At 57.9% G+C, this 25813-nt stretch carries 22 protein-coding genes; 10 read left to right on the plus strand and 12 right to left on the minus strand.

Annotated features, from left to right (window positions below; translation table 11 throughout):
- Positions 1 to 124: 124 nt before the first annotated feature.
- From DQG13_RS15605 to DQG13_RS15630, 6 genes are all read right to left on the minus strand, one after another.
- The gene (locus tag DQG13_RS15605) at positions 125 to 1756 is read right to left on the minus strand and encodes an extracellular solute-binding protein (protein ID WP_113020711.1); all 1632 of its coding nucleotides are present in this window, start codon (positions 1754 to 1756) and stop codon (positions 125 to 127) included.
- 83 nt (positions 1757 to 1839) lie between these two features.
- Positions 1840 to 2736 (minus strand): carbohydrate ABC transporter permease, encoded by an 897-nt coding sequence (locus DQG13_RS15610; RefSeq protein WP_113020712.1) that lies wholly within the window; start codon positions 2734 to 2736, stop codon positions 1840 to 1842.
- A gap of 2 nt (positions 2737 to 2738) precedes the next feature.
- Complete coding sequence (locus tag DQG13_RS15615) at positions 2739 to 3674, minus strand: ABC transporter permease (RefSeq protein WP_113020713.1); 936 nt, start codon at positions 3672 to 3674, stop codon at positions 2739 to 2741.
- Between the two features lie 327 nt (positions 3675 to 4001).
- The gene (locus tag DQG13_RS15620) at positions 4002 to 6317 is read right to left on the minus strand and encodes a helix-turn-helix domain-containing protein (protein ID WP_113020714.1); all 2316 of its coding nucleotides are present in this window, start codon (positions 6315 to 6317) and stop codon (positions 4002 to 4004) included.
- 169 nt (positions 6318 to 6486) lie between these two features.
- Complete coding sequence (gene sfsA, locus DQG13_RS15625; RefSeq protein WP_258525694.1) at positions 6487 to 7188, minus strand: DNA/RNA nuclease SfsA; 702 nt, start codon at positions 7186 to 7188, stop codon at positions 6487 to 6489.
- Positions 7189 to 7262: 74 nt separating this feature from the next.
- Positions 7263 to 8102 carry a polysaccharide deacetylase family protein gene (locus DQG13_RS15630; RefSeq protein ID WP_113020716.1) on the minus strand — a complete coding sequence of 280 codons (840 nt, stop codon included), beginning with the start codon at positions 8100 to 8102 and terminating at the stop codon, positions 7263 to 7265.
- Positions 8103 to 8423: 321 nt separating this feature from the next.
- On the opposite strand from DQG13_RS15630, the gene DQG13_RS15635 reads away from it, so the two are divergent.
- The 3 genes from DQG13_RS15635 (at position 8424) to DQG13_RS15645 (ending at position 11630) form a co-directional block, all read left to right on the plus strand.
- A complete protein-coding gene (locus DQG13_RS15635) occupies positions 8424 to 9425 on the plus strand; it encodes an acrylyl-CoA reductase family protein (protein WP_113020717.1) in 1002 nt (333 codons plus the stop codon).
- A gap of 158 nt (positions 9426 to 9583) precedes the next feature.
- Complete coding sequence (locus DQG13_RS15640; RefSeq protein WP_181592777.1) at positions 9584 to 10558, plus strand: phosphodiester glycosidase family protein; 975 nt, start codon at positions 9584 to 9586, stop codon at positions 10556 to 10558.
- 58 nt (positions 10559 to 10616) lie between these two features.
- Complete coding sequence (locus DQG13_RS15645; protein ID WP_113020719.1) at positions 10617 to 11630, plus strand: bifunctional glycosyltransferase family 2/GtrA family protein; 1014 nt, start codon at positions 10617 to 10619, stop codon at positions 11628 to 11630.
- A 564-nt stretch (positions 11631 to 12194) separates the two neighbouring features.
- Here DQG13_RS15645 and hrpB read toward each other — a convergent pair.
- Entirely contained in the window at positions 12195 to 14867 is a 2673-nt protein-coding gene (gene hrpB / locus DQG13_RS15650) for an ATP-dependent helicase HrpB (RefSeq protein ID WP_113020720.1), read from the minus strand.
- Positions 14868 to 15006: 139 nt separating this feature from the next.
- On the opposite strand from hrpB, the gene DQG13_RS15655 reads away from it, so the two are divergent.
- Both DQG13_RS15655 and DQG13_RS15660 read left to right on the plus strand, forming a co-directional pair.
- Positions 15007 to 15975 (plus strand): MerR family transcriptional regulator, encoded by a 969-nt coding sequence (locus DQG13_RS15655; RefSeq protein WP_113020721.1) that lies wholly within the window; start codon positions 15007 to 15009, stop codon positions 15973 to 15975.
- Positions 15976 to 16048: 73 nt separating this feature from the next.
- Positions 16049 to 16738: a class I SAM-dependent methyltransferase gene (locus DQG13_RS15660; protein ID WP_113020722.1), complete on the plus strand. Its 690-nt coding sequence runs from the start codon at positions 16049 to 16051 to the stop codon at positions 16736 to 16738.
- A gap of 31 nt (positions 16739 to 16769) precedes the next feature.
- On the opposite strand, the gene rarD is transcribed toward DQG13_RS15660, so the two are convergent.
- On the minus strand, positions 16770 to 17675 hold the full coding sequence (rarD, locus tag DQG13_RS15665) for an EamA family transporter RarD (protein ID WP_113020723.1): 906 nt from the start codon (positions 17673 to 17675) through the stop codon (positions 16770 to 16772).
- 195 nt (positions 17676 to 17870) lie between these two features.
- Complete coding sequence (locus DQG13_RS15670; RefSeq protein WP_181592778.1) at positions 17871 to 19559, minus strand: methyl-accepting chemotaxis protein; 1689 nt, start codon at positions 19557 to 19559, stop codon at positions 17871 to 17873.
- Between the two features lie 241 nt (positions 19560 to 19800).
- Between DQG13_RS15670 and DQG13_RS15675 the strand changes: the two genes are divergently transcribed.
- Positions 19801 to 20142 (plus strand): L,D-transpeptidase, encoded by a 342-nt coding sequence (locus tag DQG13_RS15675; RefSeq protein ID WP_113020725.1) that lies wholly within the window; start codon positions 19801 to 19803, stop codon positions 20140 to 20142.
- 159 nt (positions 20143 to 20301) lie between these two features.
- Positions 20302 to 20616: a (2Fe-2S) ferredoxin domain-containing protein gene (locus tag DQG13_RS15680; protein WP_113020726.1), complete on the plus strand. Its 315-nt coding sequence runs from the start codon at positions 20302 to 20304 to the stop codon at positions 20614 to 20616.
- A gap of 28 nt (positions 20617 to 20644) precedes the next feature.
- On the opposite strand, the gene DQG13_RS15685 is transcribed toward DQG13_RS15680, so the two are convergent.
- Positions 20645 to 21538: a DNA-3-methyladenine glycosylase family protein gene (locus tag DQG13_RS15685; protein WP_113020795.1), complete on the minus strand. Its 894-nt coding sequence runs from the start codon at positions 21536 to 21538 to the stop codon at positions 20645 to 20647.
- Between the two features lie 158 nt (positions 21539 to 21696).
- Between DQG13_RS15685 and DQG13_RS15690 the strand changes: the two genes are divergently transcribed.
- Positions 21697 to 22299 carry a hypothetical protein gene (locus DQG13_RS15690; RefSeq protein ID WP_113020727.1) on the plus strand — a complete coding sequence of 201 codons (603 nt, stop codon included), beginning with the start codon at positions 21697 to 21699 and terminating at the stop codon, positions 22297 to 22299.
- Between the two features lie 72 nt (positions 22300 to 22371).
- Here the strand turns inward: DQG13_RS15690 and DQG13_RS15695 are convergent, their stop codons facing one another.
- A complete protein-coding gene (locus tag DQG13_RS15695; protein WP_113020728.1) occupies positions 22372 to 23664 on the minus strand; it encodes a homocysteine synthase in 1293 nt (430 codons plus the stop codon).
- Positions 23665 to 23948: 284 nt separating this feature from the next.
- Between DQG13_RS15695 and DQG13_RS15700 the strand changes: the two genes are divergently transcribed.
- Positions 23949 to 24440: a CBO0543 family protein gene (locus DQG13_RS15700; RefSeq protein ID WP_113020729.1), complete on the plus strand. Its 492-nt coding sequence runs from the start codon at positions 23949 to 23951 to the stop codon at positions 24438 to 24440.
- A complete protein-coding gene (locus DQG13_RS15705) occupies positions 24437 to 24928 on the plus strand; it encodes a CBO0543 family protein (protein ID WP_113020730.1) in 492 nt (163 codons plus the stop codon). The genes DQG13_RS15700 and DQG13_RS15705 overlap by 4 nt, the downstream gene beginning before the upstream one ends.
- A gap of 58 nt (positions 24929 to 24986) precedes the next feature.
- On the opposite strand, the gene pdaA is transcribed toward DQG13_RS15705, so the two are convergent.
- Positions 24987 to 25799 (minus strand): delta-lactam-biosynthetic de-N-acetylase, encoded by an 813-nt coding sequence (pdaA, locus tag DQG13_RS15710; RefSeq protein ID WP_113020731.1) that lies wholly within the window; start codon positions 25797 to 25799, stop codon positions 24987 to 24989.
- Positions 25800 to 25813 lie beyond the last annotated feature (14 nt).

The raw sequence follows: 25813 nt of genomic DNA on the forward strand, positions 1-25813 counted from the left end.
GCATAGTTGTCAAGCGGTAAGAAGATCGGCGGGAACCCGGATTGCTCGTATGGATTCCCGCCGACCTGTTAGGGACTGTCTTAAAACCCGCCATCGGAGTGATAAGACAGCCCCTAATTCCGCTTTACAAATTCTTTTTGTTTGCTTCGTACCACTCTTGCACAAGCTTCTCTACATTTTCGCCGCCAAGCCGCTTCCATTCCTTGCGCATGTTTTCCATGGCGGCTTCCGGAGTTTTGCCGCTTCCGCCCATGATCGCCTGGGTCTCGATCTGCAGCGCGATCGGCCTGAAGGTGGCGACTAGCTGCGTGACTTCCGGCATGGTCGGGCCGTAAGCGGTATCTCTGCGATACGTATTCTTCAGCGCCACGTCAAGCGCGGAGGCCTTGATCTTCGCATTCTCCTGGGCGAGAGGGTCCGAGGGCGCGATAATCGGATACCATTCCGGATTCGATTTCCATCCGCTGATCATCAAGTAAGCCCTGGCATACCGGACTTCCTTCGAGAACTTCTCCTCATCGGTTTTTTTCGGAATTTCGCCGTTTACCAGCGTGTAGTGCGTGTTCTCTTCCCCGAACTTGAGCGCCATATAGCCGGACTCCAGCATCCAGTCCAGAAACTTGATGGCCGCTTCGATTTCGTCTTCTTTCATGTTGGCGTTAAATGCGGTGAAGATGTCCGCAGGACTTTCCTGATACAACCCGTTCGTGCCGTACTTCGTGGCCACCGAACCAAGAGGCGCATATTGGGCATCCGGCACATTCTTCTTCAGATCGAGATATTCCTTGTCCATGTTCCATGTCCCCATGTAAATGCCGGCTTTGCCGGTCACCCACAGCTGCAGCCCGTGTTGAAAGTTCTTATCCGTAATATATTCCCGGTCGATCAGCTTCTCGTCGTACAACAGCTTGTTGAAAGCAATCGCGTCCGTATACCGATCAAGCAACCGTCCGTATTTCATTTGGCCGTCTTCCAAATACCATTGATCCTCATGGGTAAAGAAAAAGGCGCGTATAATGCCGTTCGCGTTGCCGGTGAAAGCGATCGGCACCGTATCCGCTTTGCCGTTGCCGTCGGGATCTTCGTCTCTGAATTTCTTGGCGACTTCAATGAGCTCCTCAATCGTCGTCGGCATCTTCAACCCCAGCTTATCCAGCCAGTCCTGCCGAATCCACATGCCATGATTGACGATGCTATCCGTGCTGCGTTGCGAGGTCACCGCATACATTTTCCCGTCGAAGGTAACGAGCGGCTTGAGAGCGGGATGCTCCTCCAAATACTTCTTGTAGGTTGTGCTGTATTTCTCGATGTACTTGTCAATCGGTTGAATCGCGCCCTGGTTCGCAAGCTGCGCGATATAGTTGCGATCGTATTCCCAGATCAGATCCGGCGCGCTGCCGGAGGCGATGAGCGTATTCATCTTTTTCTGGAACTCGTTTCGCACCACGGGTACCCATTTCACCTTGGTCGGCGAATTTTCGTTGATCCATCTCGTCCAGCGGTTATTCTCATAGGTGCCTTCCTCGGCGGCAATTTCGCCTCTGTCAAAGGCGGAGGCGGTAATTTCCAGCTTCGGCCCTGCCGAAGAAGCAGATGAAGCTTGCGAGGTTGGAGCGACCGGAGGCGAGGCATTGCCCTCCGATTTGGCAGTCGAACCTCCAGGTGTCGAGGAGGAGCCGCATGCGGCCAGCACCGCCAGCGACAGTGACACCAAGGTTGCGAATACCGGCTTCCAGGCTCGTTTGAACTTGACCATTCCGTTTTCATCCCCTTATTCCATGATTTATTTATAACAAGGACCAATGAAGTCCTATGTTATCGGAGGTTGCCCGGCAGCCTTCACCCTTTGACCGAGCCTATCAATACGCCTTTGACGAAATGCTTCTGCAAGAACGGATAGACAACCAGGATCGGGGCTATCGCAATGATGATCGCAGCGGCTTTGACCGCTTCCGGCGTCAGCAAGACGGCGTCGAGGGCGCCTTCGCCGGACATATCGTTCAGCAAGCTCGGGTCGACTTGCAGAATCATCTGATACAGCTTCAGCGTCAACGTTTGTTTGGTGGATTCGTTGATGTAGAGCAGCACATTAAAGTATGAATTCCACCAACCTACGGCATAGAAGAGGGAGAGCGCGGCCAGGATCGGCTTGCACAAGGGCATGATGATTTGCAGCAGAATGCGCCAATCGCCGGCGCCGTCGATCGAGGCCGATTCTTCCAGTTCCACGGGCAGGCCTTCCATGAACGTCTTCATGACGAACAAGTTGTACGTGCTGATCAGCGAAGGGAGCCAGAGGGCCCAGTACGTATCCATCAATCCCAACGTTTTGATCAAGATGAAATTCGGAATCATCCCGGCAACGAACAACATCGTGAAGGTGATGAAAATGAGCAGCGTATTGCGCCCCCACAGCCGTTTGCGGGACAGAGGATAAGCGGCCAATACGGTGAACAAAATATTCAGCGCGGTACCGACTATCGTAACCAGTACCGTATTACTCATAGCGGTCAACAGTTGACCTTCGTCAAATAGCCGTTTATAGGATTCGATATTGAAATCGACGGGCCAGAGGCTTACTTCTCCCGAATTAATCGCCCTGCTGCTGCTCAAGGAGGCGACAAGCTCGTACCATAGCGGATACAGCGCCAGCAGCGAAAGCAACCCCAGGATGATATAAATCGCTGACATACCGAAGCGTGACATGAAGGAGCGGTTGCGAGCATGCGGACTCATCGTTACCACAACCCCCGTTCCCCGAACAGCCGGATGGATTTGTTGACGCCGAATACCAGAATGAGGCCAATCAACGATTGGAATAAACCCAAGGCCGTCGTATAGCTGTAATTCATATTTTGCAGGCCGACCCTGTACACATAAGTACTGATGACGTCGGCTACGTTCAGCACGGAATCGTTCTGCAGTACAAGCACGTGCTCCAGCCCGACGTCCAGCATGTTCCCCATGCGCAGAACGAGCAGGATGGCGATTGTGCTGCGAATGCCGGGCAGTGTCACGTGCCAGATCTGGCGCAGCTTGGAAGCTCCGTCGATATTGGCGGCCTCATATAATTGCGGATCGATGGAAGCCATCGCGGCCAAATACAGAATGGTGCCCCAGCCTGCTTCCCGCCAGATGCCGGACAGAGTGAATGCTGCAGGCCACCAGTCCGGATGGGCCATGAAGTAGATTGGCTCGATCCCGAACAACTTTGTCAGCACCAGATTGACGACGCCCGTGCTGGGAGACAGCATGGCGATGAAGATGCCGCCGAGTACCGCCCAGGAAATAAAATGGGGCAAGTACAGCAGATTTTGCACGATCCGCTTGTACCAATCTTTGCGCACCTCGTTGAGCAGCAGCGCCAGCACGATCGGCACCGGGAAGCCAAAAACGAGGCTGTAGACGTTGAGCAGCAGCGTGTTGCGGATCACCTTCCAGAAATCGAGGCTCGCGAACAAGCTCTCGAAATGCTTGAACCCGACCCATTTGCTCCCGAGGATGCCTTCGGCGAAGCGGTAATCCTTGAAGGCGATGATTTCCCCGAACATCGGCGCGTATTTGAACAATAGGTAGAACCCGACGATAGGCAGCATCATCAGGTACAGATGCCGGTCCCGCTTCAACCGGTAAATCAGCGTGGGATGCGTGCGCCTTGAAACAACATTCTCCATTCTGCCCCTCCTTTCACGCCTTCGTGTCCTCCCTCGCGTCTCCTCAGTCGACTTGTACTCCAACTCCACAATATTATGCTCCTTCCTTTCGCGCTTTCGCGCCTTCCTTCACGTTGGCCTTCCTTCCCGTGCCGGAACCGGAGGGCTTGCCGACGTGATTACGGTTCGATCATATACCGGCGGAAAAGATCCTGCCTACGAGCATCTTTTGAAGCCGCATCATTTTTTTGCGTTTCAGACAGTCGCAATTTTTACACTCGTTTGACTTTCTTGGAGTGCGGTGAAAAAAAAGAACCGTCCGAATGCGTCCGGACGGTTCTCTTCTGGCTATGATTGCTCCCGCAGGCGGTCCCGATACTCGGTCGGCGTCATGCCCGTGTATTTCTTGAAAGTGCGCAGGAAGCTGCCGGTGTTGGCATAACCGACCGCCTCGCCGATTTTATTCACCTTCATATCCGGGTTCGCCAGCAGCTCCTTGGAGGCGTTGATGCGGATCTCGATCAGATGATCGATGAAATTGCTCTCGGTATGCTCCTTGAACAGCTTGCTGATATAGCTCGGACTTAACTGGAATTCGTCGGCCAGCCGATCAAGAGACAGATTGTTCTCCCGGTAATGCGCCTGAATATAGGCCAGCATCCGTTCGATCACGTCGTTCTTGCCGCGGCTGCTCCGCTTTAACTCGATCTGCGCGGACAATTGCTCCAGCACCGAGAGGACGAGCTGCTCGGCTTCCTTCCAGTTCTCGCACTGCCTGAGCTTGGCGTAAATCCGGTCCAGGGATTCCGTCTGAGTGTCCAGCTCGATGCCGATTGCACCCGCGGTCTGCAGCGATTTCATGATAACGTCGAACGATAGCTGATAGATGAATTCGGGAGGCAGGCTGCTGCCTACCGCTTCGGCGAACAGCGTCTCCAAGCAAGAGCGGATTCTGACGGCATCGGTCATCTTCAGTGCTTCGGCAATCGGCTCAGCCTTGAGGCTGATCCGATAGTAGTCCTGGCTATCCGGGGGCTGCACGTTCTCGACGGAAATGACGGCATGCCGGCCGAACAGCATCTTGTAATGAAGCGCCTTCTTGGATTCGTCGAAGGAAAGCGGAATATCCTTCATCTCCCGGTAAGCTCTGCCGACGCCGATGGTGGCGATCAAGCCGAACTGCTTCTTCACAACATCGAGAAGCAGCTCCAGAATCGCGAGTGCATGCACGTGGTTCTGCTCGCTGTCGCCCTCCGCGAAGCTGAACAGCACGACGGCGCTGCCGCCGCCGAGATCGATTGCGAAGCCCGCATGCTCGGCGTTGATCAATTCTTCCGCTACGTTGCAGAAGACGAAGGTATACAGCGCCTCGTCCCGGGAGGAGATTGCGGCGCCTTCTTTGCCGATCTCGGCTGTACAGACCAGGTATCTCTCCGGATACAGCCTGGCACCTACAAATTCCAACTGGTGACTGACGGACCGATAATCCGTCCGATATCCCATCAGCAGATCCATCATGAGACGCCACTTCATCACGGGCTTGGAATCCCGGGCATGCCGCTCCAGATCCTCGCGGTCCAGCATCATGCGCTCGAATACCTTCTCCAGATAGTCGAGCCCCTGTGAGCTCGCGCCCTCCCCCTGCAGCGGAGGCCGTCGGGCATGATAAGCGTCCAACACTCGGCCGATCTGACGGTCGATCGGCTTGAACGTCCAGCGATTCACGTAAACCAGCACGGCCAGCGCGAACGCCAGCATGCCGACGGCGAAGGCGATCAGGAAGTTGCGGGTCACCTGCAGCGGCTTGTAGATCTGCGCTTGCGGCACGACGCTGGCCAGCTTCCACCCTGTATAGCCGGAGGTGCGATAGAACACCGATTGGTCAACGCCATCCAGCTTCACCGTGGCGGTGCCGCTGCCCTTCGCCGACAGAATCTGCCGGATATAGGGCACGTCCTTAATGTTGCGGTAGAGCTGCGACTTGTCGTCGTGCGTCACGACATTGCCTTCCGCATCGAGAATGAACAGGTGCCCGATCTTGCTATCCTCGTAGACGGCCGCCACCATGTCGTGCAGCACGCTCTCCTTGATGTTCACCGCCATGACGCCTTTGCGGTAACCGGGGCTGCTAAGCGCCGGATAGGACCGGACCAGAGTCACAACGTCGCTGTTCGCCCTGCCGTCCCAAACCCGGTGGGTCGTCAGCCACTGGGTGTATTTGGGCATGTTGACGTAATCCTTCAGCCAATTATTTTCAATCTCGGCGTCATCCAAGAAGCTATTCTGCGTCAGCGTATCGCCGGTGACCGCGGAATAGGCGAAGACGGACGAAAAATCCGCGTTCGAAATGACGAAATCGTTCAACTTCCGCTGAACGTTATAGACTGTCGTCGCGCGCTGCGCGTTATCCGCATAGTTGCTGTACATAAAATAGACGAAATCGAGGTCTTCGATCAGCGTGAGCAGTTCCTTCTCCGTCTGGCGGAACGTGACCTCGATCTTCTCGTCCACTTGCTTCAGCAGGGCCAGATTCGTATTCTCGAGGTCCTGCTTCAACTGGCCGACCGTGCCAAGGTAAGACACCCAAAAGGTCAGCAATATAATCGTAATGAATGCGGTTCCATAAATAATCATTACTTTTCCGGAGATGCTTCCAAGTTTCACGACTGCGAGCCTCCTGTGCGAAGTGCGAATAGCGGAATTGAAGCTATCGTACCATAACGTACAGCCGAAGGGAACAGACAGATCGTGTAAACTACTTCGTTGGAGTGTGCGGGAGACTATTGGAAAATCACCACAATCCGACCCAAAGAGGAGCACAGGCGGCTGCCTCTTACAGCCGCACCTCCACCGGCTTGCCCAACACCATGGTGTCCGGGGTCACCAGCGTATCATACGCCAGCACCTGCACCCCGGAGCCGGCAGCCGCTCGCAGCGCCTGGGCAAAAGCCGGGTCCATCACCGTATTCGGCTCGAACCGGCGGACACCGCTCATTTGAATGAGAAACATGAGGTAGCCCCGGTAGCCTGCCTTTACCGCCTCGACCATCTCCAGCACATGGCGGGTCCCCCGCGCTGTGGGGGCATCCGGGAACCGGACGATGCCATCCTGCTCCAGCGTCACGCCTTTTACCTCCATAAAGGCCTTCGCCCCGCTTGCAGTTTCCCAATACAAGTCAAAGCGGGAGCCGCCAAAACGGGTCTCCGGCCGCACCGCCGCAAGAGGCTCTCCCGCCACCTGGTCCAGCTGTCCCGACAACGCAGCCTCCAGCACCACCCGGTTGGGGGCCTGGGAATCCATATTGATCAGCAGGTCGCCTTTGTACACGGCAATCAGGGAATAAGCCGTTCGCCTTGGAGCGCCGGGCGCGGCCTGCTCCAGCACCACCCGCGCGCCGGGCGTCAAGAGCTCCGCGCAGCGTCCGGTGTTCTTCACATGCACCGTTTCCTCGGAACCGCCGATGTCCACAAGAGCGATAAACCGGTTGGGCCGCTTGAGAAAACGTCCTTCCACAGTACGGATATATTGCATCATCACACGTCCTTTTTATGCTGAAAGCCCGGCGTTGGCGCTGGCGGCGCGGGACGCACGGGCTTTGAAACAGTCGTCTATTGGGGGGCCGGCACCGTCACAAGGGTGTAGCCCTTCTTGCGGATGCCTTCGATAATACTGGGCAAAGCGGAAATGGTGGACGGATGATCGTGCATCACAATAATGCTCCCCGACCGGACCTCCGACAGCACATTCTTGGTAATTTTGGCCGAGTCCCCTGTCTCCCAGTCCTTGGGGTCCTCATTCCACAGGATCATGCTCATGCCGTGCTCCTCGGTAATCAGCTTGGTGTCATTGTTATAGCTGCCGTAGGGGGGACGGAATAGCTTCACCGGGGTTTTGCTCCACTTCTCCAGCTTCTTGAGCCCTGTCTCAAACTCCTTCAGTTGGCCTTCGTAATCCAGCTTGGTCATCTGCGGATGCCCGTCGGAGTGGTACCCGATCCCATGGCCCTCGTACACCGCCTGGGTAACGGATTCATGATACTTCTCCACATTTTGTCCCAGGAAAAAGAACGTCACCTTGGCATCGCAATCCTTCAGCACCTTCAAAAGCTTCCCGGTATCCTTGGTGGGGCCGTCATCAATGGTAATGGCCACCTGGTTCTTGCCAACGGCATACACAGGCTTCAGAGTGGACTCCCGGCGGGCGGGCTTGCTGTCCGGCTGGACCGTTTCTTCAGCCGGCTTGCCTGTTTCCGGTGAAGGGACAAGCGGCGACGGCTCCGCTGATGCAGCAGGCGGGGCGGGTGTTGGGGTGGAAATAACGGTGGGCAACGGGGATAAGACCGCTTCCTGGGGGGCTGCCGCAGCCTGATTGCCGGACCGGCTACATCCGCTCATAATAAGCAGAGCTGCCGAGGCACAGATCAGAACCGCTTGCGCAAATCGCTTCATGTTAGTCTACCTGCCTTAAAGTTGGCTACAAAATCAGGGAGCGCCTCTTGGAACAGATGTTGCAAGATAAAACGGACAGCCTGGTTTCTACCAGAGTTCCCTCTAGCATACCGGATATTGGTGGGCCTTTCCATAGGTTTATAGAGGCGTAACAAATGTTTCGTTTCTTCCGCCGCTTCCTGTATTTATTTGACGGGATAGCTCCATTTGAGGTTCACTTTTTCGGGAAGCGGACAGACAAAAAGTTTGACCCTCCCAAGCAATTGGTGTATAAAGGGTACAGCTATGCACACCGTGAAAGTCGAAAGGAGTTTGAAGGTTATGACTGCCGAATTTCAGGCCCTGGAGGTTAACAAAGGCGAGGCCTTCACCATAGGCATCCGCTCTCTGACCCTGGATGATCTGCCCCAAGGGGAAGTGCTCATCAAGGTGGCGTATTCCAGCGTCAACTATAAGGATGGGCTGGCCTCCATACCGGACGGAAATATTGTCAGGAACTACCCGTTTATCCCCGGCATCGATTTGTCCGGCTATGTGGTATCCTCCACGGATGCGCGGTTTCAGGAGGGCCAGAAGGTGTTGGCCACCGGCTATGGGATTGGGGTCAGCCATTTTGGCGGCTACAGCGAATACGCCCGGCTGCCGGCGGAATGGGTTGTGCCGCTGCCTGAAGGGTTGTCCCTGCGGGAGGCAATGATTTACGGAACTGCGGGCTTCACTGCGGCGCTGTCCATCAAGCATCTGGAGGAAAAAGGCGTCTCTCCCGAAAAGGGCAAGGTGCTGGTGACGGGAGCCTCCGGCGGAGTCGGGGGTGCGGCCGTAGCCATGCTGGCGCAAAAGGGCTATACGGTGGTTGCCGGCACCGGGCGGAGCGAAGAGGCCGGCTATCTGCGGGAGTTGGGCGCAAGCGAGGTATTGTCCCGGGAGGAGATCTATGCCGGGGGCAGCGTGAAGCCGCTGGACAAGCAGCTTTGGCAGGCGGCGGTGGACCCCGTAGGCGGCGCGCAGCTGGCCGCGGTGCTGAGCCGGATCGCTTACCGGGGCGCCGTAGCCGTCAGCGGCCTTACCGGCGGCACCGCCGTGCCCGCCAGCGTATTGCCCTTCATTCTGCGGGGCGTAAGCCTCTTGGGCATCGATTCGGTGATGTGTCCCGCCGCTGAGCGGGAGGAATTGTGGAAGCTCATGGCAAACAGCTGGAAGCCGGAGCAGCTGGACAAGCTGGTGAACCGCGAGGTTACTCTGGCGGAGCTGCCCCAGACCCTTGCGGATATTCTCCGGTCCGCCACCCGCGGCAGAGTGCTGGTCCGTTTGGCAGGAGAGTAAGAGATCGCAAGAGAGAGTAAGACGCAAGGCCGCCTTCTTCGGAGGGCGGCTTTTTTGTTCAGATTGCACCTTTAAGCGGACATTCAGCCAGAACTCAGGGCGGATTAAGTCCCGGCACGTAGAATGGAGGGCAAACAGCCCGGGAGGGAGGAACTGTGTTGAAATCGTGGACAAACAGAAAAAGGGCGCTGTTGGCAGCCCTTTTGATTATTCTCCTCATCGGGGGAGTGCTATACAAGCTGGCGGACCGCTACCTGATCGAGCATGTGGAAATCCGGGTCACATCGGCGCCGGAGAGCACAACCGCCGCCACCCCAAGCACCGGCTCCTCCGGCAGCACCGCCGGCAGTACGCCGGCAGCGGCGGACGGGAAGGTGTTGTCGGATGATTGGAGCTACCGCAGCAGCGATATTGACATCAGCATCCGCCGGGTGGAGACCGGCGAAGGCAAGCAAAAAATCACCTACTATGTGGCGGATGTCCAATTGAACAACGGCGCAAGTTTAAGCTCCGCTTTTGCCAAAAACGCCTTCGGCCGCAATATTATCGAAAACACCTCCGTCATCGCCACCAATAATGATGCCTTGTTCGCCATCAATGGGGACTACTACGGCTTCCGCAGCGACGGCGTCATCATCCGCAACGGCACGCTGTACCGCAGCGAACCGGCCCGTACAGGGCTTGCCCTCTATGCTGACGGCACCATGAAATCCTATGACGAAACCGAACAAACCGCCGCATCCCTCTTGGCGGACGGTGTCATCCACACCTATTCCTTCGGCCCCGCCCTGGTGGAGAACGGCGAGGTGGCCGCCAATCTGGACCAGGTGAAGATCGACAGCAACTTCGGCAACCGGTCCATTCAGGGAGCCAATCCCCGTACGGGCATCGGGCTCATCTCTGCCAATCACTATCTCTTCATAGTGGTGGACGGCCGCAAGGAAGGCTACAGCACAGGCATGACGCTGAACCAGTTCGCCCAGCTGTTCAAGGAGCTGGGGGCAACCGAGGCCTACAACCTGGACGGCGGCGGCTCCTCTACCATGTACTTTCAGGGCCGGGTGGTGAACAATCCCCTGGGCAAAGAAACCGAGCGGGGCGTCAGCGACATTCTGTACATCCCCGCCCCCTGAGCCAGGCCGTCCACTTCCTGTGGAACGGGAACATCCCATCATAACGGAGGCGGCATATATGCATGTATTGATACCGGCTTATGAGCCCGACAAGCGGCTTTTGGAACTCATTGTCCAGTTGAAGGCCTCCGGAATGAACCGCATTCTGGTGGTGGATGACGGCAGCGGGGAGGACTATGCCCCATTGTTCCGCGCCGCAGAGTCGGAGGGCTGCACCGTACTAACCCATCCGGTAAACCGGGGCAAGGGCTGTGCTCTGAAAACCGGCTTCCGCCACCTGATGAAAACGGATGGAGTGGACACAGTGGTCTGCGCGGACAGCGACGGCCAGCATTTGCCCCGGGATATCCTGCGGGTAGCCCAGGCCGTTCAGGAGGCTCCCGGCCGGATCGTGCTGGGCAGCCGCCAATTTACCGGCAAAGTGCCCTTGCGCAGCAGCTTCGGCAATACCGCCACCCGGAAGGTCTATTCCTTCTTCTCCGGCATTCCCTTGCAGGATACCCAGACGGGGCTGCGGGGATATTCCCGGGACATGCTGGAATGGCTGTGCCAGGTGCCGGGGGAACGGTTCGAATACGAGATGAACCTGCTTTTGCAGGCTCCCCGGGCAGGGTACTCCTTCTGCGAGCTGCCGATTGAAACCGTCTATATCAACCGCAACCACTCCTCCCATTTCCGCCCGCTGGCCGATTCCCTGAAGATTTATTGGCCCATCGCCAAATTCGGCTCCGTCTCCCTGATCTCCGCCCTGCTGGACATTCTGCTGCTTATGCTGATCCAATACGGCACCGGCAATCTGCTGCTGGCGGTGTGGGGAGCCAGACTGTGCAGCTCCGTATTCAACTATACAATGAACAAAACCTTTGTATTCACCGGCGGCAAACCCGCCCCGGCCAAAAGGTCCCTGCCCAAATATTTCGCCCTTGCGGGAATCATCCTCCTCCTGAATTACGGGCTGATGTCCGTCTTGTTCGGGCAAATAGGCGCCCCTCTGCTGGCAGCCAAGCTGCTGACAGAGGCTATGCTTTTTGTATTCAGCTACTGGTGCCAGCGGCGTTTTGTATATGCCTAAAGGGGCTCAAGGAGTTCCATTCCTGAGCTAAAGGGATAGTGTGCCTAAGGAGCTACAAGGGAATGAGTATCTGCTTTTGGCGATGAAATCTCCATGATTTTGGAAATTTTGCCATAAAATTAGAGTTCTAACCATAAATCAGTGCTTGACCAGGCTTGACTGGCTTGACCGCGCCTCTGCCGATTTGTCCGCTTTACCATGCCCCGATTCCTAACGGCGGTGAGAGCCTCTATTTGCTCCAAAACGGGGGGCTACCAAATCTAACGGAAGCAGGAGCCCTTATTGGGCTAAAAAAGGGCTTGCAGCGGAGCAATCGGCCCCAATAGCGGCTGTTGCCGCCGTTAGATTTTCGGAAGCGGTGTTTTTGCCGAAATAAGGGCTCCCACTGCCGTTAGCAGCAGACCATGGCAGGGTCTCACAGCTATCAGACCATGGCAAGGTCTAACATCCATCAGTCCGTGGCGTCAAGCACTGATTTTTGGCGTAGAGCCAAAATTGCGGTACCTTACTTCGTCGCAGTCTCTCAGTTGGGCTTGCCGAGGCTCCGCTTCCCGTTTATCCCCATTAACTTTGCGGCTTGGGCCTGACCCGGTTGGTGGGAACCGCCTCCAGGGGATTGTCCGGCCAATAATGCTTGGGATACCGCCCCTTCAGATCCTTTTTCACCTCAAAATAGGTTTCCCGCCAGAAGCCCGCCAGATCCCGGGTGACCTGCACCGGCCGTTGGGCCGGAGACAGCAGATGGATCACTACCGACACCCGGCCGCCGCCGATCCGCGGCGTTTCGGTCAAACCGAACAGCTCCTGCAGCCGGACTGCCATATAGGGCTGGCCGGGATCGCTGTAATCCACCGGAATCCGCGAGCCGCTGGGCACCTGAAGATGCGTGGGTGCGCAGCGGTCCAGCTCCTGGCGGCGGCTCCAGTCCAACAGGCCGGTTAAGGCCTCGCCCAGGTTCAGCCGGGCCAGTTCCTGTTTGCTGCGCAGCCCCTCCGCGTATGGCCCCAGCCATTCCGGCAGCGTGGCGAGCAGCGTCTCCTCCGATACATCCGGCCAGGACGGGTCCGCCAGGTGCATGAAGCGCAGACGCTGCAGAAGCTGCCGGGATGTTTTGGTCCAGGGCAGCGCCTCCAGCCCCTCCTTGGCGATAGCGGCAAGCAGCGCCTTGGCCACCAGCGACGGCGGGGGATTCTGCAGCCGCTTCTCCCGCAGAATCAGCGCTCCCAGCCGTACCCGGCTTTTGGCCCGCACCGCTTGCGCCGCCTCCTCCCACTCCACGGCCTCCTCTTCCTCCAAGCCTTCCTTCAGATACGTCTCCAAATGATCCAGCTCCACCGGCGCGGCCAAATAAATTCTGCTGTCCGCCCCCTGATCGTCCAGCTCCGCCGCCACCAGATACGGGACACCCGCCAGAGGCTGATCGGCTGCCATAACCGCTCCCCGGCCATTGGACAGAAGATACCGTCCCCGGGAGCGCTGCTGGCCGATCCGGTCCGGATACGCGAAAGCAAGCAGCAGCCCGCAAAAGGCCAGCTCTCCATCGGGGCCGGAAGGAAGGAGCAATGGCTGCGGGGAGGCAGCGCCAGATCCGGCAGGAGCAGGTGCGGGCTCAGCCAGCGGGAAGGTGGTGCCATGCCCAGCGGGAGCAGGTGCGGGCCTAGCCAGCGGGAAGGTGGTGCCAGATCCGGCCGGAGCCGGGAGGGAGTCCAACTCCCGCCTCCACCAGGACGCCTCCTGGCGCACCCGCGCCAGGGCTGCCGGGTCGGCCCGCAACCCCAGGCTGCGGGCCTCGCCTCCGGCGTGCCGCAGCGCCTCCACCCGCAGGCGCAGGTCCGCGTTGGCCGCGGCCCCCTCCGCCGCGCGGAGCACGTCCCGCTCGCCGAGCAAAGCGGCGAGCTCGCAGCCCAAGGCGTGAAGGCCCAGCTCCCGGGCCTTCAGCGCCATATGGGCCAGCCGGGGATGGAGCCCCAGCCCGGCCATGGCCCTGCCGTGGGGCGTGACGGCTCCGTCCGCCCCCAGCGCTCCCAAGCGCCGCAGCAGCCCCCGCGCTTGGGCCAAAGCCGCCGCAGGCGGCGCATCCAGCCAGCGCAGCTCCTCGGGCGCAGCGCCCCAGGCCGCCAGCTCCAGGCACAGCGGCGCCAAATCCGCCTCCAGAATCTCCGGGGCGGTGCGGGCGGGCAGCTGGCCCTGGTCCTGCTCCGGCCACAGCCGGTAGCAGACACCGGGACCCTGCCGCCCGGCGCGGCCCCTCCGCTGGTCGGCGGAGGCAACGGACACCGGCACCGTGTCCAGCCGGGTCATGCCCGTCCGCGGCGAAAAGCGCGGCACCCGGGAAAGCCCGGCGTCCACCACAACTCGTACCCCGTCCACGGTCAGGCTGGTTTCGGCAATGGAGGTGGCCAGCACCACCTTGCGCGTCCCCGGCTCCCCAGGGGCCAGCGCCCGGTCCTGGGCCTCCTGGGGCAGGCTGCCGTGAAGCGGAAGCACCTGCACCGCGCTGCCTGGCCCGCCCAGCAGGGAGAGAAGCCGCTCCTCCGTCCGGCGGATTTCACCCGCTCCCGGCAGGAACACCAGAATATCCCCCTGGCATTCCCGCAGGGCAGCCGCCACAGCGGCGGCCGTCCGGTCCTCCAGACGCCCCTCCGGGCGTTTGGCGGCGTAGCGGGTTTCCACCGGATAGGCCCGTCCCGTGCTGACCACAACCGGCACCTCCCCCATCAGCGCCGCTACCGGCTCGGCCTCCAGCGTGGCGGACATCACCACCAGCTTCAGGTCGCTATTCAGAAGCTCCTGTGCTTGCAGGCACAGGGCCAGTCCCAGGTCCGCATGGAGGCTGCGCTCATGAAACTCGTCGAACAGCACCGCCGCCACCCCCGCCAGCTCCGGGTCCTCCTGAAGCATCCGGGTCAAAATCCCTTCGGTAATCACCTCAATCCGGGTTTTCGGCCCCACCCTGCTGTCCATCCGGACCCGGTAGCCTACCGTTTGCCCAACCTGCTCCCCCAGCGCCGACGCCATATAGCGGGCCGCCGAACGGGCTGCAAGCCGCCTGGGCTCCAGCATAAGAATCCGTTTGCCCTCCGCCCACGGCTCCCCCAGAAGGGCCAGCGGCACCCGGGTGGTTTTGCCTGCGCCGGGAGGGGCCACCAGCACTGCCCCGCCTCCTCGGCCAAGCGCCGCCTTCAGCGAGGGCAGCGCTTCCTCCACGGGCAGCCTCCCGTTTTCACCACTGCTCATCCCTGTTCCCCCTTTTTCAAAGTCGCAGCTTCTTGTCAAACGCAAATGACACCGACAGGCATTTATTCTCGCAACTGCAGTCTGGTTCCCGCGTTTCCCTGCCATTATACTGGATATAACGAAACCAAGGAGCGTTCATATGGATACCTTCCACATTACAGAGGCCGCCCGCCGTTTGGGCATCACTACCAGAACCATCCGGTTTTACGAGGAAAAAGGGCTGCTTACCTTCTCCAAAGACCCCGTTAACGGCTACCGTCTTTTTTCCGGACATGATCTGCTCCGCCTGGAAACCATTCTTGTGCTCCGTGAAGCCGGCCTATCCATTCCCGATCTGCGCAATGTGCTGGAAACCCACGGAATGGGCCGGCAGGAGGAAAGTCTGTACCTGCTTGAGCTCCAACGTTCTCTCTTGTATGCCCGGCGGCTGGATCTGGACAACCAGATCCGCATGAACGAGGAGCTGATCCGCAGCTTTTCCCGGGAGGGCATGAATCTGTCCCCGGCCCTCCAGCACCAGGCGGGGGACGTGCGCAAACAGCGGGAGCTGCGCAGCAGTTGGACCGACCACTACCGCTTCGACCTTCAAGCCGAAGACTTCGATGCGCAATTGGCGGAGGGCAGCGCTCAATATCCCGGTTACCCGGACGCCATCCGGCTGATGGCTGAGCTGCTTGACCCGAAGCCCGCCGAGTCCGGCCTGGACATCGGAACGGGCACAGGCAACCTGGCGGAGGCTCTCGGCAAACAAGGGGCCGTCATAAGGGGCGTCGACCAATCCCGGAGGATGCTGCAGGTATGCCGGCGCAAATTTCCCATGATGGAAACCAAGCTTGGCAACGCCCTGGCCATTCCGTATGATGCGGGCAGCTTTGATTTTGCCGCAAGCGGCTATGTTTTTCATCTGCTTGCTCCCGAGGAGCGAAGTCAGGCGCTGGCGGAGCTGCTGCGGGTTCTCAAGCCCGGAGGGCGCTTCGCCATCTGCGCCCTTCTTCCGGCGGAGGCCTGGTCCTTCGCCGCTGCCGTACTCGACGGCTGGCAGACCCATCTTCACCCGCTTCCGGGGCAAAAGCAAGTTTCTGTGTTATATGCGGCAAAACCCTGTTGACCTTCACGCAGCGTGAACCTGTATAGTGAAATCACCGCCGGCCGGCGCACTCCATACAGGAAGGATCATTCATATGCCTGATCATGAGCATGTTTACAATCGGCAAGCCCATTTGTACGACCGTATGATTTCCTGCCAGCCCAGCCTTCTCCCGGCACTTCTTGCCGTCCGTCCTCTGGAAGGACTGGATATGGTAGATACCGGAGCCGGCACCGGCCGCCTGGCCGCGGTTCTGGCTCCTTTTGCCCGCATCCTGTCCGTGTTTGACCGTTCGGAGGCCATGCTCCACCTGACACGGGAAAAGGTAGCCCCCCTGCTGCCCGCAGACCGTTTCCGCTGGGGAGTTGCAGACCACCGCAGCTTGCCCGTAGCCGACAGCTCCGCCGATCTGGTGACGGCAGGGTGGTGCGTCTGCTACCTGGCCAGCAGCAATCGTGCGGATTGGCAGGTCTCCCTGGAAGAGACCATGGCCGAATTCCGGCGGATTCTCCGCCCGGGAGGAACCATTGTCATCTTTGAAACCATGGGCACCGGCACCGATGGTCCGCAGCCGCCGGATTTTCTCACCGGCTATTACCGCCAGTTGGAGGAGAGGTACGGCTTCACCTTTTCCCTGCTTCCGCTGGACTATACCTTCAGCAGCGTCGAGGAGGCGGCGGAGCTTACCGGCTTCTTCTTCGGAGAGGAGCTGGCCCGGCAAGTGCTGGCCAAGGGTGTGCCGGTTGTTCCCGAATGGGCCGGCATGTGGACGCTGACGGTGTAAGGCTTCCATGGACTGGGCAGTTCCGCTTGGATCAGGCCGCCTCGCAGGCTTCCGCCCGGACACGGCTTGCCTGAGCCGCAGCCCGCAGCGACGACCAGGTATAGACGATAAGCGCCGCCCAAATCAATCCGAAGCTGATCCAGCGCGTCATGTCAAAGGTTTCGTGGTACACCGCCACGCCGAGAATCAGCGTAATGGTGGGGCCTACGTATTGAATGAAGCCGATGGTGGACAGGGACAGGGTGGCAGCCGCCTTGGCAAACCAGAATAAGGGCATAACGGTAACCGCCCCCGCCAATAGAAGCAGAATCCAGCGCCAGGCGTCCATTCCGGCCGTGCCGGCCTGTCCGGTAAACTGGGCATACAGCAGATAGGCGGCCGCTATGGGCGCGACAAAGGTGGTCTCCCAGGCCAGTCCAAGGGTGGCGTCCACGTTGGCTTTTTTCTTGATCAGGCCATACAAGGCAAAGCTGCCCGCCAGCACCAGGGATACCCACGGCAGACGGCCATGCTCAATGGTCACTACAGCCACGCCGGTAAAAGCCAGGGCAATCGCCGCCCATTGTCCGACGCGGAGCTTTTCCTTCAGGAACAGCACGCCCAACAGCACATTCAGCAGCGGATTCATATAGTAGCCCAGGCTTGTCTCCACCATGTGCCCGTTGTTCACCGCCCAGATGAATACCAGCCAGTTGGTGCTGATGAGAAGAGACGCCAGCCCCAGATAACGGGCCGTCCCCTTGTTGCGGATCACCTGGCGGTATTCATGGAAGCGGCGGGATACAAGCAGAATCCCCAGCAAAAATACAAGCGACCACACCATCCGGTGTCCCAAAATCCCCCATGCGGGCACCTCGTCCAGCGCCTTCCAATAAAGCGGGAGAAACCCCCACGCCAAATATGCCAACAAAGCATAAATAAATCCCTTGGTGTTCATAATCCAAGTCCTCCTGTCCAAAATACGGGCATGCTCTAGCTTTTTTTAGGCCATGCTTTGTCACGCTAAAGGCTTATTATAGCACACTGTGCGGGATTTGGGACGAGGCGGCGCAGCCAAGTTCCCGCTGCACATCAAACAGGCCGCCCAACCGGACGGCCTGCCGTATCTGCGGGGCGCCAGCGCTCCGCCGTTTTATCCCTTGACCTTAAACTGCTGCAGCAGCTCCTGCAGGCTGTCCGCCAACCGGGCCAAGTCGGCGGAGGAGGCCGAAACCTCTTCCATGGAAGCCAATTGCTCCTCCGACGACGCAGCTACCGTTTGGGTGTTCATGGACGTGCTGCGCGCAACCTCCTCCAGTCCGCCGAAGGTCTGTTCGGCCTCCTGAACCTGCTCCACAATGGCAGCGGTGATCCTTGCGGTTTCCTGAACCTTCATTTCCACTTCCTTCATGGCCTGGACGATCTCTCCGAACCTCCGGTCGGTTTCCTCCACCGCCGCCATGCCACCCTTGACCTGATCCTTCACCTGAACCATGGACCCCACTGTCCGTTCAATATCCGTCCGGATATCGCCGATAAGCTCCGCCACCTTCTCCGCGGATGTGCGGGAGCCCTCCGCCAGCTTCTTCACCTCGCCGGCCACCACAGCAAAGCCTCTGCCCGCTTCCCCGGCACGGGCCGCTTCAATACCCGCATTCAAAGCCAGAAGATTGGTTTGAACCGCAATGCCTGCAATCACCCTCACCATCTCCTCAATTTGCTCCGAACGGCGGGCCAGACTGCGGATCGCCGCGTCGGACTGGTCCACCGCCCCGTGAATTTGCGTCATCTGGATTACCGTGCGTTGGACCGCCTGGGCCCCTTCTCCCGCCAATTGGCCCGCCGCTGTCGTTTTCTCCAGCGCTTCCCGGGAATCCTCGCCGATGGTGCCCATCCCGGCGGCAATCTCCTGCATGAGCCTGCCGCTTTCGCTGGTGGCGCTTAACTGGGAATCGGCCCCGGCGGAAATATCCTGGATGGACATGGCGATATGCTCCGTAGCCTTGCTGGTTTCATCGGCGCTCACGGTGAGAATTTCGGCCGTGCCGGCCACCTGCGTGGCAGTGGATGCCGCGCCCTGAATGAGCCGGATCAATCCATCGCGCATCCGGTTAAAGCTGTTCACCAGCAGGCCAATCTCATCCTGGGACCGATCTGCTACCTCTACAGTGAAATCCCCCTGCCCGGCAGCCTCCAGGGAAGCCTTCACCCGGCCGATACGCCGGGACAAGCTCCAGACGAAGAAGAAAATCGCCACAAGCGAAATCAGCAGCACGCCGGCCAGGATAATCCACACCAGCTTCATGGCCTCATTGGCATGCTGGAGCACTGTGGCTTCGGAGGTACCGGCAAACAAAATGCCGATGGTTTCCCCACCTCCGTTTTTTAGCGGCAGATACGAGGTTTGGTATTCCTTCCCCAGAATGGCGGCCGCTCCCTGATAAGCTGAGCCTTGCTTCAATACCGCTTCCTCTACCGCAGGATCAACAGCGGTTCCCACAGCCCGGCTGCCGTCTTCCTTCAAAACGGTGGTCGCCACCCGGGTATTGCCCTGAAAAAGGGTGGCCATATTGCCGGTTGCCGCTTTAATTTCATCCAAAATTTCGTTATTGCCATTCATGTTTAGGGCGCCCTTGTACAAGCCGTCCGCCTTCACCGACCATTCCCCCGGAAACCGGGCATCCAAATATTTCAGCGCCAGAGCATTGGCGCCAACCGCATTCTGGGCTACCTCATCGCGGATGCCGTCCTTGAGGATCATCAGAAACATTTGGGACAGGGTAAACGCCGTCATAAGCAGCAGCAGCAGAAACAACAAAAAAATCTTAGATCCCAACTTCATTTTACGAAGCATCCTTTGCTCGCTCCCCTTCCACGTGTGAATCTAAGTGGTTTGAATCGGCAACTTTTCTACTTCTTTCGACATTTTTCTTCATAACCCTCTGCGTTGTTTTCCGGTCCGATTAATTTGAATAAAATTTGAATTATTTTTACATTAGGCTTGATCCAAAACCAATTCCGGGCAATCGGCATATGCTGACAGCAGCAGGGATCACAGCGCAAAGAAGAACAGGAGGATGCTTATGCCGCCCCGTTATTGGATTATTGTCGATTTGTCGCAGTTTATGCTGCATTTGCTGGAGGGGGATCGGGTGGTAAAGTCCTATCCCATCGGCATCGGGACCGTTGCCACCGCTTCGCCGGAGGGGACGTTTACCATTATCAACAAACAGCCCAATCCCGGAGGCCCCTTCGGCGCCTTCTGGATGGGATTGTCCAAACCCCATTACGGCATTCACGGGACCAACCGCCCCGACTCCATCGGAAAACGGAGCTCCCACGGATGTATCCGCATGCATAACGCCGATGTGCTGGATTTGGCGGCGAAGGTATCGGTTGGAACAGAGGTCCGAATCCGCAAATAAATGCGTGACATAAACATTACATTATATGTTACGTGTTCTGAGGAACATGTTACATTTTACGCAAAATTTGCCCAAAAAAGTTCCCCTCCTCTACAATTCCTTCTATAATCAGGCCATAGAGATGGAAAGTAATATCCCACAGAAGAGGAGAGGGTAACCATGAATATGCGGTTGAAGACAATGAAAAAGCATATTTTCTTTTGCAGCAGCGAGCATTGCGAGGGCCAGGAATTCAGCGAAGTTATGGAAGCGGTGAAGGAGAAGCTGGTAGAGGCGGGCATCCACAAAGACATTAAGCTGAGCAAGACTAACTGCCTGGGCTTGTGCGGAAACGGCCCCTTCGCCCTGGTATACCCGGACGGCATTTGGTATTACAACCTGACTGCAGATGATGCCGAGCGCATCGTGATGGAGCACCTGGTGAACAATGAGCCGGTGGAAGAGCTGATTATGCACCGGATTGCCACCACCTGATCCGCCGGTACGGATAGTCTGTCACTTTTTAGTACAGCGTTCTCCACAAATAAAAGGTTGCGTAGGCGCGCCAGGGCTGCCAGGCGCGGCCCATTGCCTCCACTTGGGGGAGGGAGGGTTTTGCCGTTTGGCCCAGCCTCATGCGGATGGCATGGTGCAATCCCACATCGGTTAAAGGAAAGGCATCCGGATTGCGCAGACAGCGCATGGAGGCATACTGGGCGGTCCACGGGCCGATTCCCCGCACCTCCATCAGCCGTTCCTCCGCCAGCCGGAAGTCTCCCATTTGCAGGAGCTGTTCCTTGGACAGCTCTTTTTCTGCGATCAGCCGGGCTACGGCAAGGAGCGTCTCCGCCTTGAAACGGCTGAACTTCAGCGCCTGCAGTTCCTCCCGCGAGACAGCAGCCAACCGGTCGGCACCGGGAAACAGCATATATTGGCGGCCCTGGTGGACCAGGCTGTCCCCGAATGTTTCCACCAGCCGTTTCTTCAAGGTATATGCAAAAGAAAGATTGATCTGCTGGCCGATGACCGTCCAGCATAACGCCTCCAAAAGGCTGGGCACTCCCACCAGCCTTAAGCCCCGGTATTGCTCCGCCACAGGCTGCAGCACCGGGTCCCGGGCGCTTAACGCATAGAAATCCTCCAGCCGGGAATCCAGATCCAGCCATTCCCTGACAAAGGACACCGCCTCCTCCTGCAGCGCGGCGGAAGGGCTTCCGTTCAGAAAGCGGAGCGTGAGAGAACCGTTGCCTTCTTCAATGGCCAGGAGCGCCGTTTCATTTCCGATGCGGAGGGCTTTGTATACAGTGCGGTCCTCCACCTGGTGGAGACATTCCGATTCATTGCGCTGCAAGTAACCCAATGCATGCTCAAAGCTGTAATCCTGCGGCACCGCGAGACGGACAAGACGGTCTTCCATGTCGGCCAATTCCTCCAGTATGTGATAGAATGTGGTGTCAATATGCTTTTCCATGGGGTATAATGACTGTTAAAACAGCTCTCGCGGCTCCATGCGCCATGCAGACTGCCATAGAGCCCGCGCTGCAGCAGGCGCCGCATAACGGAGGTGGATGCCCCATGCCAGATATTGTTCTCCAACCCTTAAGCCCCAGGATGTCGGAGCAGGCATTGTCCCGTTATATCCAGACGTTCCTTGACCAGGAAAGAATGTCCATCCATACCTTCATGATGCTGGAGAAGCTCAGGCGCAACAAGGGCTACCGCAACAGCGGCTACGCCCTTTGGGATTATTATGCTACCGAACGCAGGCGCCGTCCCTATATCATTTCCGAGCAGACCTTCAAAAGCTACTCCCACAAGCTGGACGAAGTCCTGGTCTATTGGGATCACCGCTATATGGAAGCGGCTTCACCCTTTGCCCGCGCCGCCGGGGTATGCATCACCGGCTACAAGGAGCTTGCCGCCAATCTGGAGCAATGCCCGCCGACGCTGTATCTGTTTGACCGGGATTACCAGTGGTCCCTCGTGCGGACGGATGAACCCCAGAATGAGATGGAGTGGAACTGCCTGCAGATCGGCGAAATCGGCTCGCGCCCCAAAGCCAGCCGCCGGGCGGCAGCGGAGGTCAGGCCCGGCACGCCGCCGGCCGGGGGCTCCGAAGACTTCTCCGCCAATCTTGTTCCTTTGCTCCAGACTGTACCGAAAATCACACGCTCTTAATTTAAAACTGCTCCCCGGTCCGATGCCGGGAAGCAGTTTTTTTGGCGTTATGTGCAGGGCAGCAATGCCCGCTTATTGCTGGCTGGCCGTTATGGCCTGTTCCAGATCGAACAGGATGTCCTCGATGGCCTCGGTTCCGATGGACAAACGGATCAGTCCCGGCTCCACCCCGGCGGAAATCTGCTCCTCCTCCGTCAGCTGCTGGTGAGTGGTGCTGGCCGGATGGATAATCAGCGACTTGGAATCCCCTACGTTGGCCAGGTGGGAGAAAAGCCGGACGGCATTGATCAGCTTCTTGCCGGCTTCCACGCCGCCGCTGATCTCGAAGGTCAGAATCGCTCCCTGGCCCTTGGGCAGATATTTGCGGGCCAGCTCATAAGAGGGATGGCTCGGCAGACCGGCGTAGCTGACATTCTTCACCGCCTGGTGGCCTTCCAGATAACGGGCCACCTTCATCGCATTCTCGCTGTGGCGCTCCATCCGCAGATGCAGGGTTTCCAGCCCTTGCAGAAGCATGAAGGAGTTGAAGGGCGAAATGGCGGCGCCTGTATCGCGGAGCAGCTGCACCCGGGCCTTGATAATATAGGCGATGGGCCCAACGGCTTGCGTAAAGACCACTCCGTGGTAGCTGGGATCGGGTTCGGTCAGGCCCGGGAACTTGCCGCCGGCGCTCCAGTCGAATTTGCCCCCATCGACAATTACCCCGCCGATGGAGGTGCCGTGGCCGCCGATAAACTTGGTGGCGGAATGGACAACGATATCCGCTCCGAATTTAATCGGCTGCAAGAGATAAGGGCTGGGGAAGGTGTTATCCACGATCAACGGGATGCCATTCTCGTGGGCAACAGCCGCCACAGCCTCAATATCCAGCACATCGCCCTTGGGGTTGCCGATGGTTTCGGCGAACAAAGCCTTGGTTTTATCGGTAATGGCCGCACGGAAGTTCTCCGGGTCGGAAGCATCCACGAAGGTAACCTTGATCCCCAGCTTCCGCAGCGTATGGGCAAACAAATTGTAGGTGCCGCCGTACAGGGTGGCCGAGGATACGATTTCATCTCCGGATTCCGCGATATTCAGAATGGAGTATGTAATGGCGGCCGAACCGGAGGCCGTAGCCAAGGCCCCCACGCCCCCCTCCAGGGCGGCCACCCGCTGCTCGAACACATCCGTGGTGGGATTCATTAACCGGGTATAGATATTGCCGAATTCCTTCAGGGCGAACAAGTTCGCCGCATGCTCCGTATCCCGGAAGCCGTAAGAGGTGGTCTGGTACAGGGGAACGGCGCGGGACAAAGTGGTGGGGTCGATGGATTGTCCGGCATGGATAGCCAGAGTTTCAGGCTGCAATTGGCGGTCTTGCGACATGGTTAATTCCTCCCGGTTTTTGGAGTGGCAAGGCTCAAACAGCGGCAAGGCATAAACGAATCCTGCAAATTTTATACCAAGTAATCATGTAGGCATTATAATATTTAGATCATACCAACTTTTACATAGCCGCGTCAACTGATTTACTTCTTGCTGCTGTTGCGAAATTCCTGCTCCTCCGCAAAATTATGCTGTCCTCCGGCGTTTCCGCCGGGTATGGAGATAAACGGCATGGTTATACTAAAAGCGTACCGCCATCTTTTCCAAAAGAGAGATCCCATTCCATGACAAAAGAACGTCTGATTCTCATCACTGTATGGATAATCGTCATCGCAGCCATGCTGCTTCTGCTTAGGCGCAACAATTGGCGCCGGTTTGCCGCCGCCCATCTGATGGCCCAAAACCTGACCTGGATTAATGGTTTGATCCACTGTCAACTGGGGGTATATGCCTACCCGGTGCGGGAATTTCCCAAAGCCACAGATATGGGGTTTACCATGCAATATCTTTTTTACCCGACTTTATGCGGTTTCTGCATCCTGTTCGAGCCCAACGGCGGGCTGGCCAAGAAGATCCTGTACATCTTATGCTTGCCTACGGCCACTGTCATTTTCCGCATGCTGCTGATGCGGTATACCCGGCTTATCGTCGCCGCCGACTACCATATCCTGCAGGATTGGGTTACTCTGCTCATTCTTTTTCTCATCTCCCGCGCCGTGACCAATTGGATATTCCGCGATCCCGCATTTCTGCATGCGGAGGAGCAGTCGGCATGAGACTGGACCGCTGGATTCTGTTGGGTGTCTGGGTATTGTCATTCCTGCTTCTTTTCCTCATTCCCCGCAACAAAAGAAGGCTGGCCCTGATCGCCTATTTATTCAAACAATTCATTACCTCGCTCCTGGGTCTGGTTACCGTGGAATTGGGCTTGCTGGAATATCCGGTGCGCGAGCTGGCCGACGTCAACCGCACCAGCTTCACCTACGAATATATGGCCTACCCGGTGGTTTGCGCCTTATTCAATGTGTTTTATCCGACAAAGGCCAAGCGGTTGTCCAAAATGCTTTATTACGCCGCTTTTTGCACTGCCTTGACTCTGCCCGAAATTTTTCTGGAACGGTACACGGAGCTGGTGTGTTACCTTCACTGGCACTGGTGGATCACCTGGCTGACGCTTCTAATGACTTTTTTTGCAACGCGCAGCTTCTGTGTCCTCTTCTTCAAAGGCATCAACCGCTATGCCAAGCAGCCTAAAAGTCCCTGAATCCGCATAACACGGAGCAGGGACTTTCCTTTTCTTCCGATATGCTTAGATACCGCCCTTACCGATAGGTGCGGACCGTCAACTGGTCCAAATGCTTGAAGGTATAGCCGCGGGTCCGGGCCTCATCGATGATCCGGCCCAATGCCTGGGCATTGTCCCGGGAAACGGAATGAAGAAGGAGCACAGCGCCGGGATGAAGCTGCTCCATCACCCGGGCGTAGGCGTAATCCGCCCCCTTCTGCTTATCCGGCTCCCAATCCTTGTAGGCGATGGACCAGAACACGCTGGTATACCCCTGGGCGGCGCATTCGCTTAGCACCCGTTCGCTGAAAATCCCGCGGGGCGGACGGAGATACTTCATGGTTTTTTCCCCGGTCAGGGCTTCCACGCCGGAACGCACCTTCTCCAGCTCCTCAGAAATGCGGGCTGAACCCAACGAGCTCATATCGGGATGGCTCCAGGAATGGTTGCCCACCGCATGGCCCTCCGCCGCCATTCGTTTGATCAGCTCCGGCTGATCCTTAATATAATGGCCGGTGACAAAAAAAGCCGCAGGCACCTGCTTTTCCTTCAACACATCCAGAATCCCCGGGGTAAACCCGTTTTCGTATCCGTTGTCAAAGGTCAGATAAAGCTCCTTTTCCTCCGTATTGCCCAAAAAGACAGCGTTGTGCCGCTTCAGCACATCCATAAAGCCCTCTTGGGCGATGGAGGGAAGCTGCCCGTTTTTGCTTCTGTAGAAGCCGAAGCTGTAGGACTTGCCTCCATTGTCCTGCTGCGCCGCAACCGCTGTTCCGTCCATGGCATACGCTGCCGAAGGCGCGGCTGCCAGTATGGCCGCCGCCGCGGCAAGCGCCAATAACCGCCTCATGCTGTTCACCCCTT

The organism is Paenibacillus sp. YN15, from assembly GCF_003285005.1.
Taxonomy (GTDB): domain Bacteria; phylum Bacillota; class Bacilli; order Paenibacillales; family NBRC-103111; genus Paenibacillus_AR.

Bases quoted from the DNA above. Each gene is read 5' to 3' on its own strand.
- DQG13_RS15635 (WP_113020717.1), top strand. From the start codon at position 8,424: ATGACTGCCGAATTTCAGGCCCTGGAGGTTAACAAAGGCGAGGCCTTC.
- DQG13_RS15645 (WP_113020719.1), top strand. From the start codon at position 10,617: ATGCATGTATTGATACCGGCTTATGAGCCCGACAAGCGGCTTTTGGAA.
- DQG13_RS15675 (WP_113020725.1), top strand. From the start codon at position 19,801: ATGCCGCCCCGTTATTGGATTATTGTCGATTTGTCGCAGTTTATGCTG.
- DQG13_RS15630 (WP_113020716.1), bottom strand. From the start codon at position 8,102: ATGAAGCGATTTGCGCAAGCGGTTCTGATCTGTGCCTCGGCAGCTCTG.
- DQG13_RS15610 (WP_113020712.1), bottom strand. From the start codon at position 2,736: ATGAGTCCGCATGCTCGCAACCGCTCCTTCATGTCACGCTTCGGTATG.
- DQG13_RS15670 (WP_181592778.1), bottom strand. From the start codon at position 19,559: ATGAAGTTGGGATCTAAGATTTTTTTGTTGTTTCTGCTGCTGCTGCTT.
- rarD (WP_113020723.1), bottom strand. From the start codon at position 17,675: ATGAACACCAAGGGATTTATTTATGCTTTGTTGGCATATTTGGCGTGG.
- DQG13_RS15695 (WP_113020728.1), bottom strand. From the start codon at position 23,664: ATGTCGCAAGACCGCCAATTGCAGCCTGAAACTCTGGCTATCCATGCC.
- pdaA (WP_113020731.1), bottom strand. From the start codon at position 25,799: ATGAGGCGGTTATTGGCGCTTGCCGCGGCGGCGGCCATACTGGCAGCC.
- DQG13_RS15690 (WP_113020727.1), top strand. From the start codon at position 21,697: ATGCCAGATATTGTTCTCCAACCCTTAAGCCCCAGGATGTCGGAGCAG.
- DQG13_RS15700 (WP_113020729.1), top strand. From the start codon at position 23,949: ATGACAAAAGAACGTCTGATTCTCATCACTGTATGGATAATCGTCATC.
- hrpB (WP_113020720.1), bottom strand. From the start codon at position 14,867: ATGAGCAGTGGTGAAAACGGGAGGCTGCCCGTGGAGGAAGCGCTGCCC.
- DQG13_RS15660 (WP_113020722.1), top strand. From the start codon at position 16,049: ATGCCTGATCATGAGCATGTTTACAATCGGCAAGCCCATTTGTACGAC.
- DQG13_RS15680 (WP_113020726.1), top strand. From the start codon at position 20,302: ATGAATATGCGGTTGAAGACAATGAAAAAGCATATTTTCTTTTGCAGC.
- DQG13_RS15705 (WP_113020730.1), top strand. From the start codon at position 24,437: ATGAGACTGGACCGCTGGATTCTGTTGGGTGTCTGGGTATTGTCATTC.
- DQG13_RS15685 (WP_113020795.1), bottom strand. From the start codon at position 21,538: ATGGAAGACCGTCTTGTCCGTCTCGCGGTGCCGCAGGATTACAGCTTT.
- DQG13_RS15615 (WP_113020713.1), bottom strand. From the start codon at position 3,674: ATGGAGAATGTTGTTTCAAGGCGCACGCATCCCACGCTGATTTACCGG.
- DQG13_RS15605 (WP_113020711.1), bottom strand. From the start codon at position 1,756: ATGGTCAAGTTCAAACGAGCCTGGAAGCCGGTATTCGCAACCTTGGTG.
- DQG13_RS15655 (WP_113020721.1), top strand. From the start codon at position 15,007: ATGGATACCTTCCACATTACAGAGGCCGCCCGCCGTTTGGGCATCACT.
- sfsA (WP_258525694.1), bottom strand. From the start codon at position 7,188: ATGATGCAATATATCCGTACTGTGGAAGGACGTTTTCTCAAGCGGCCC.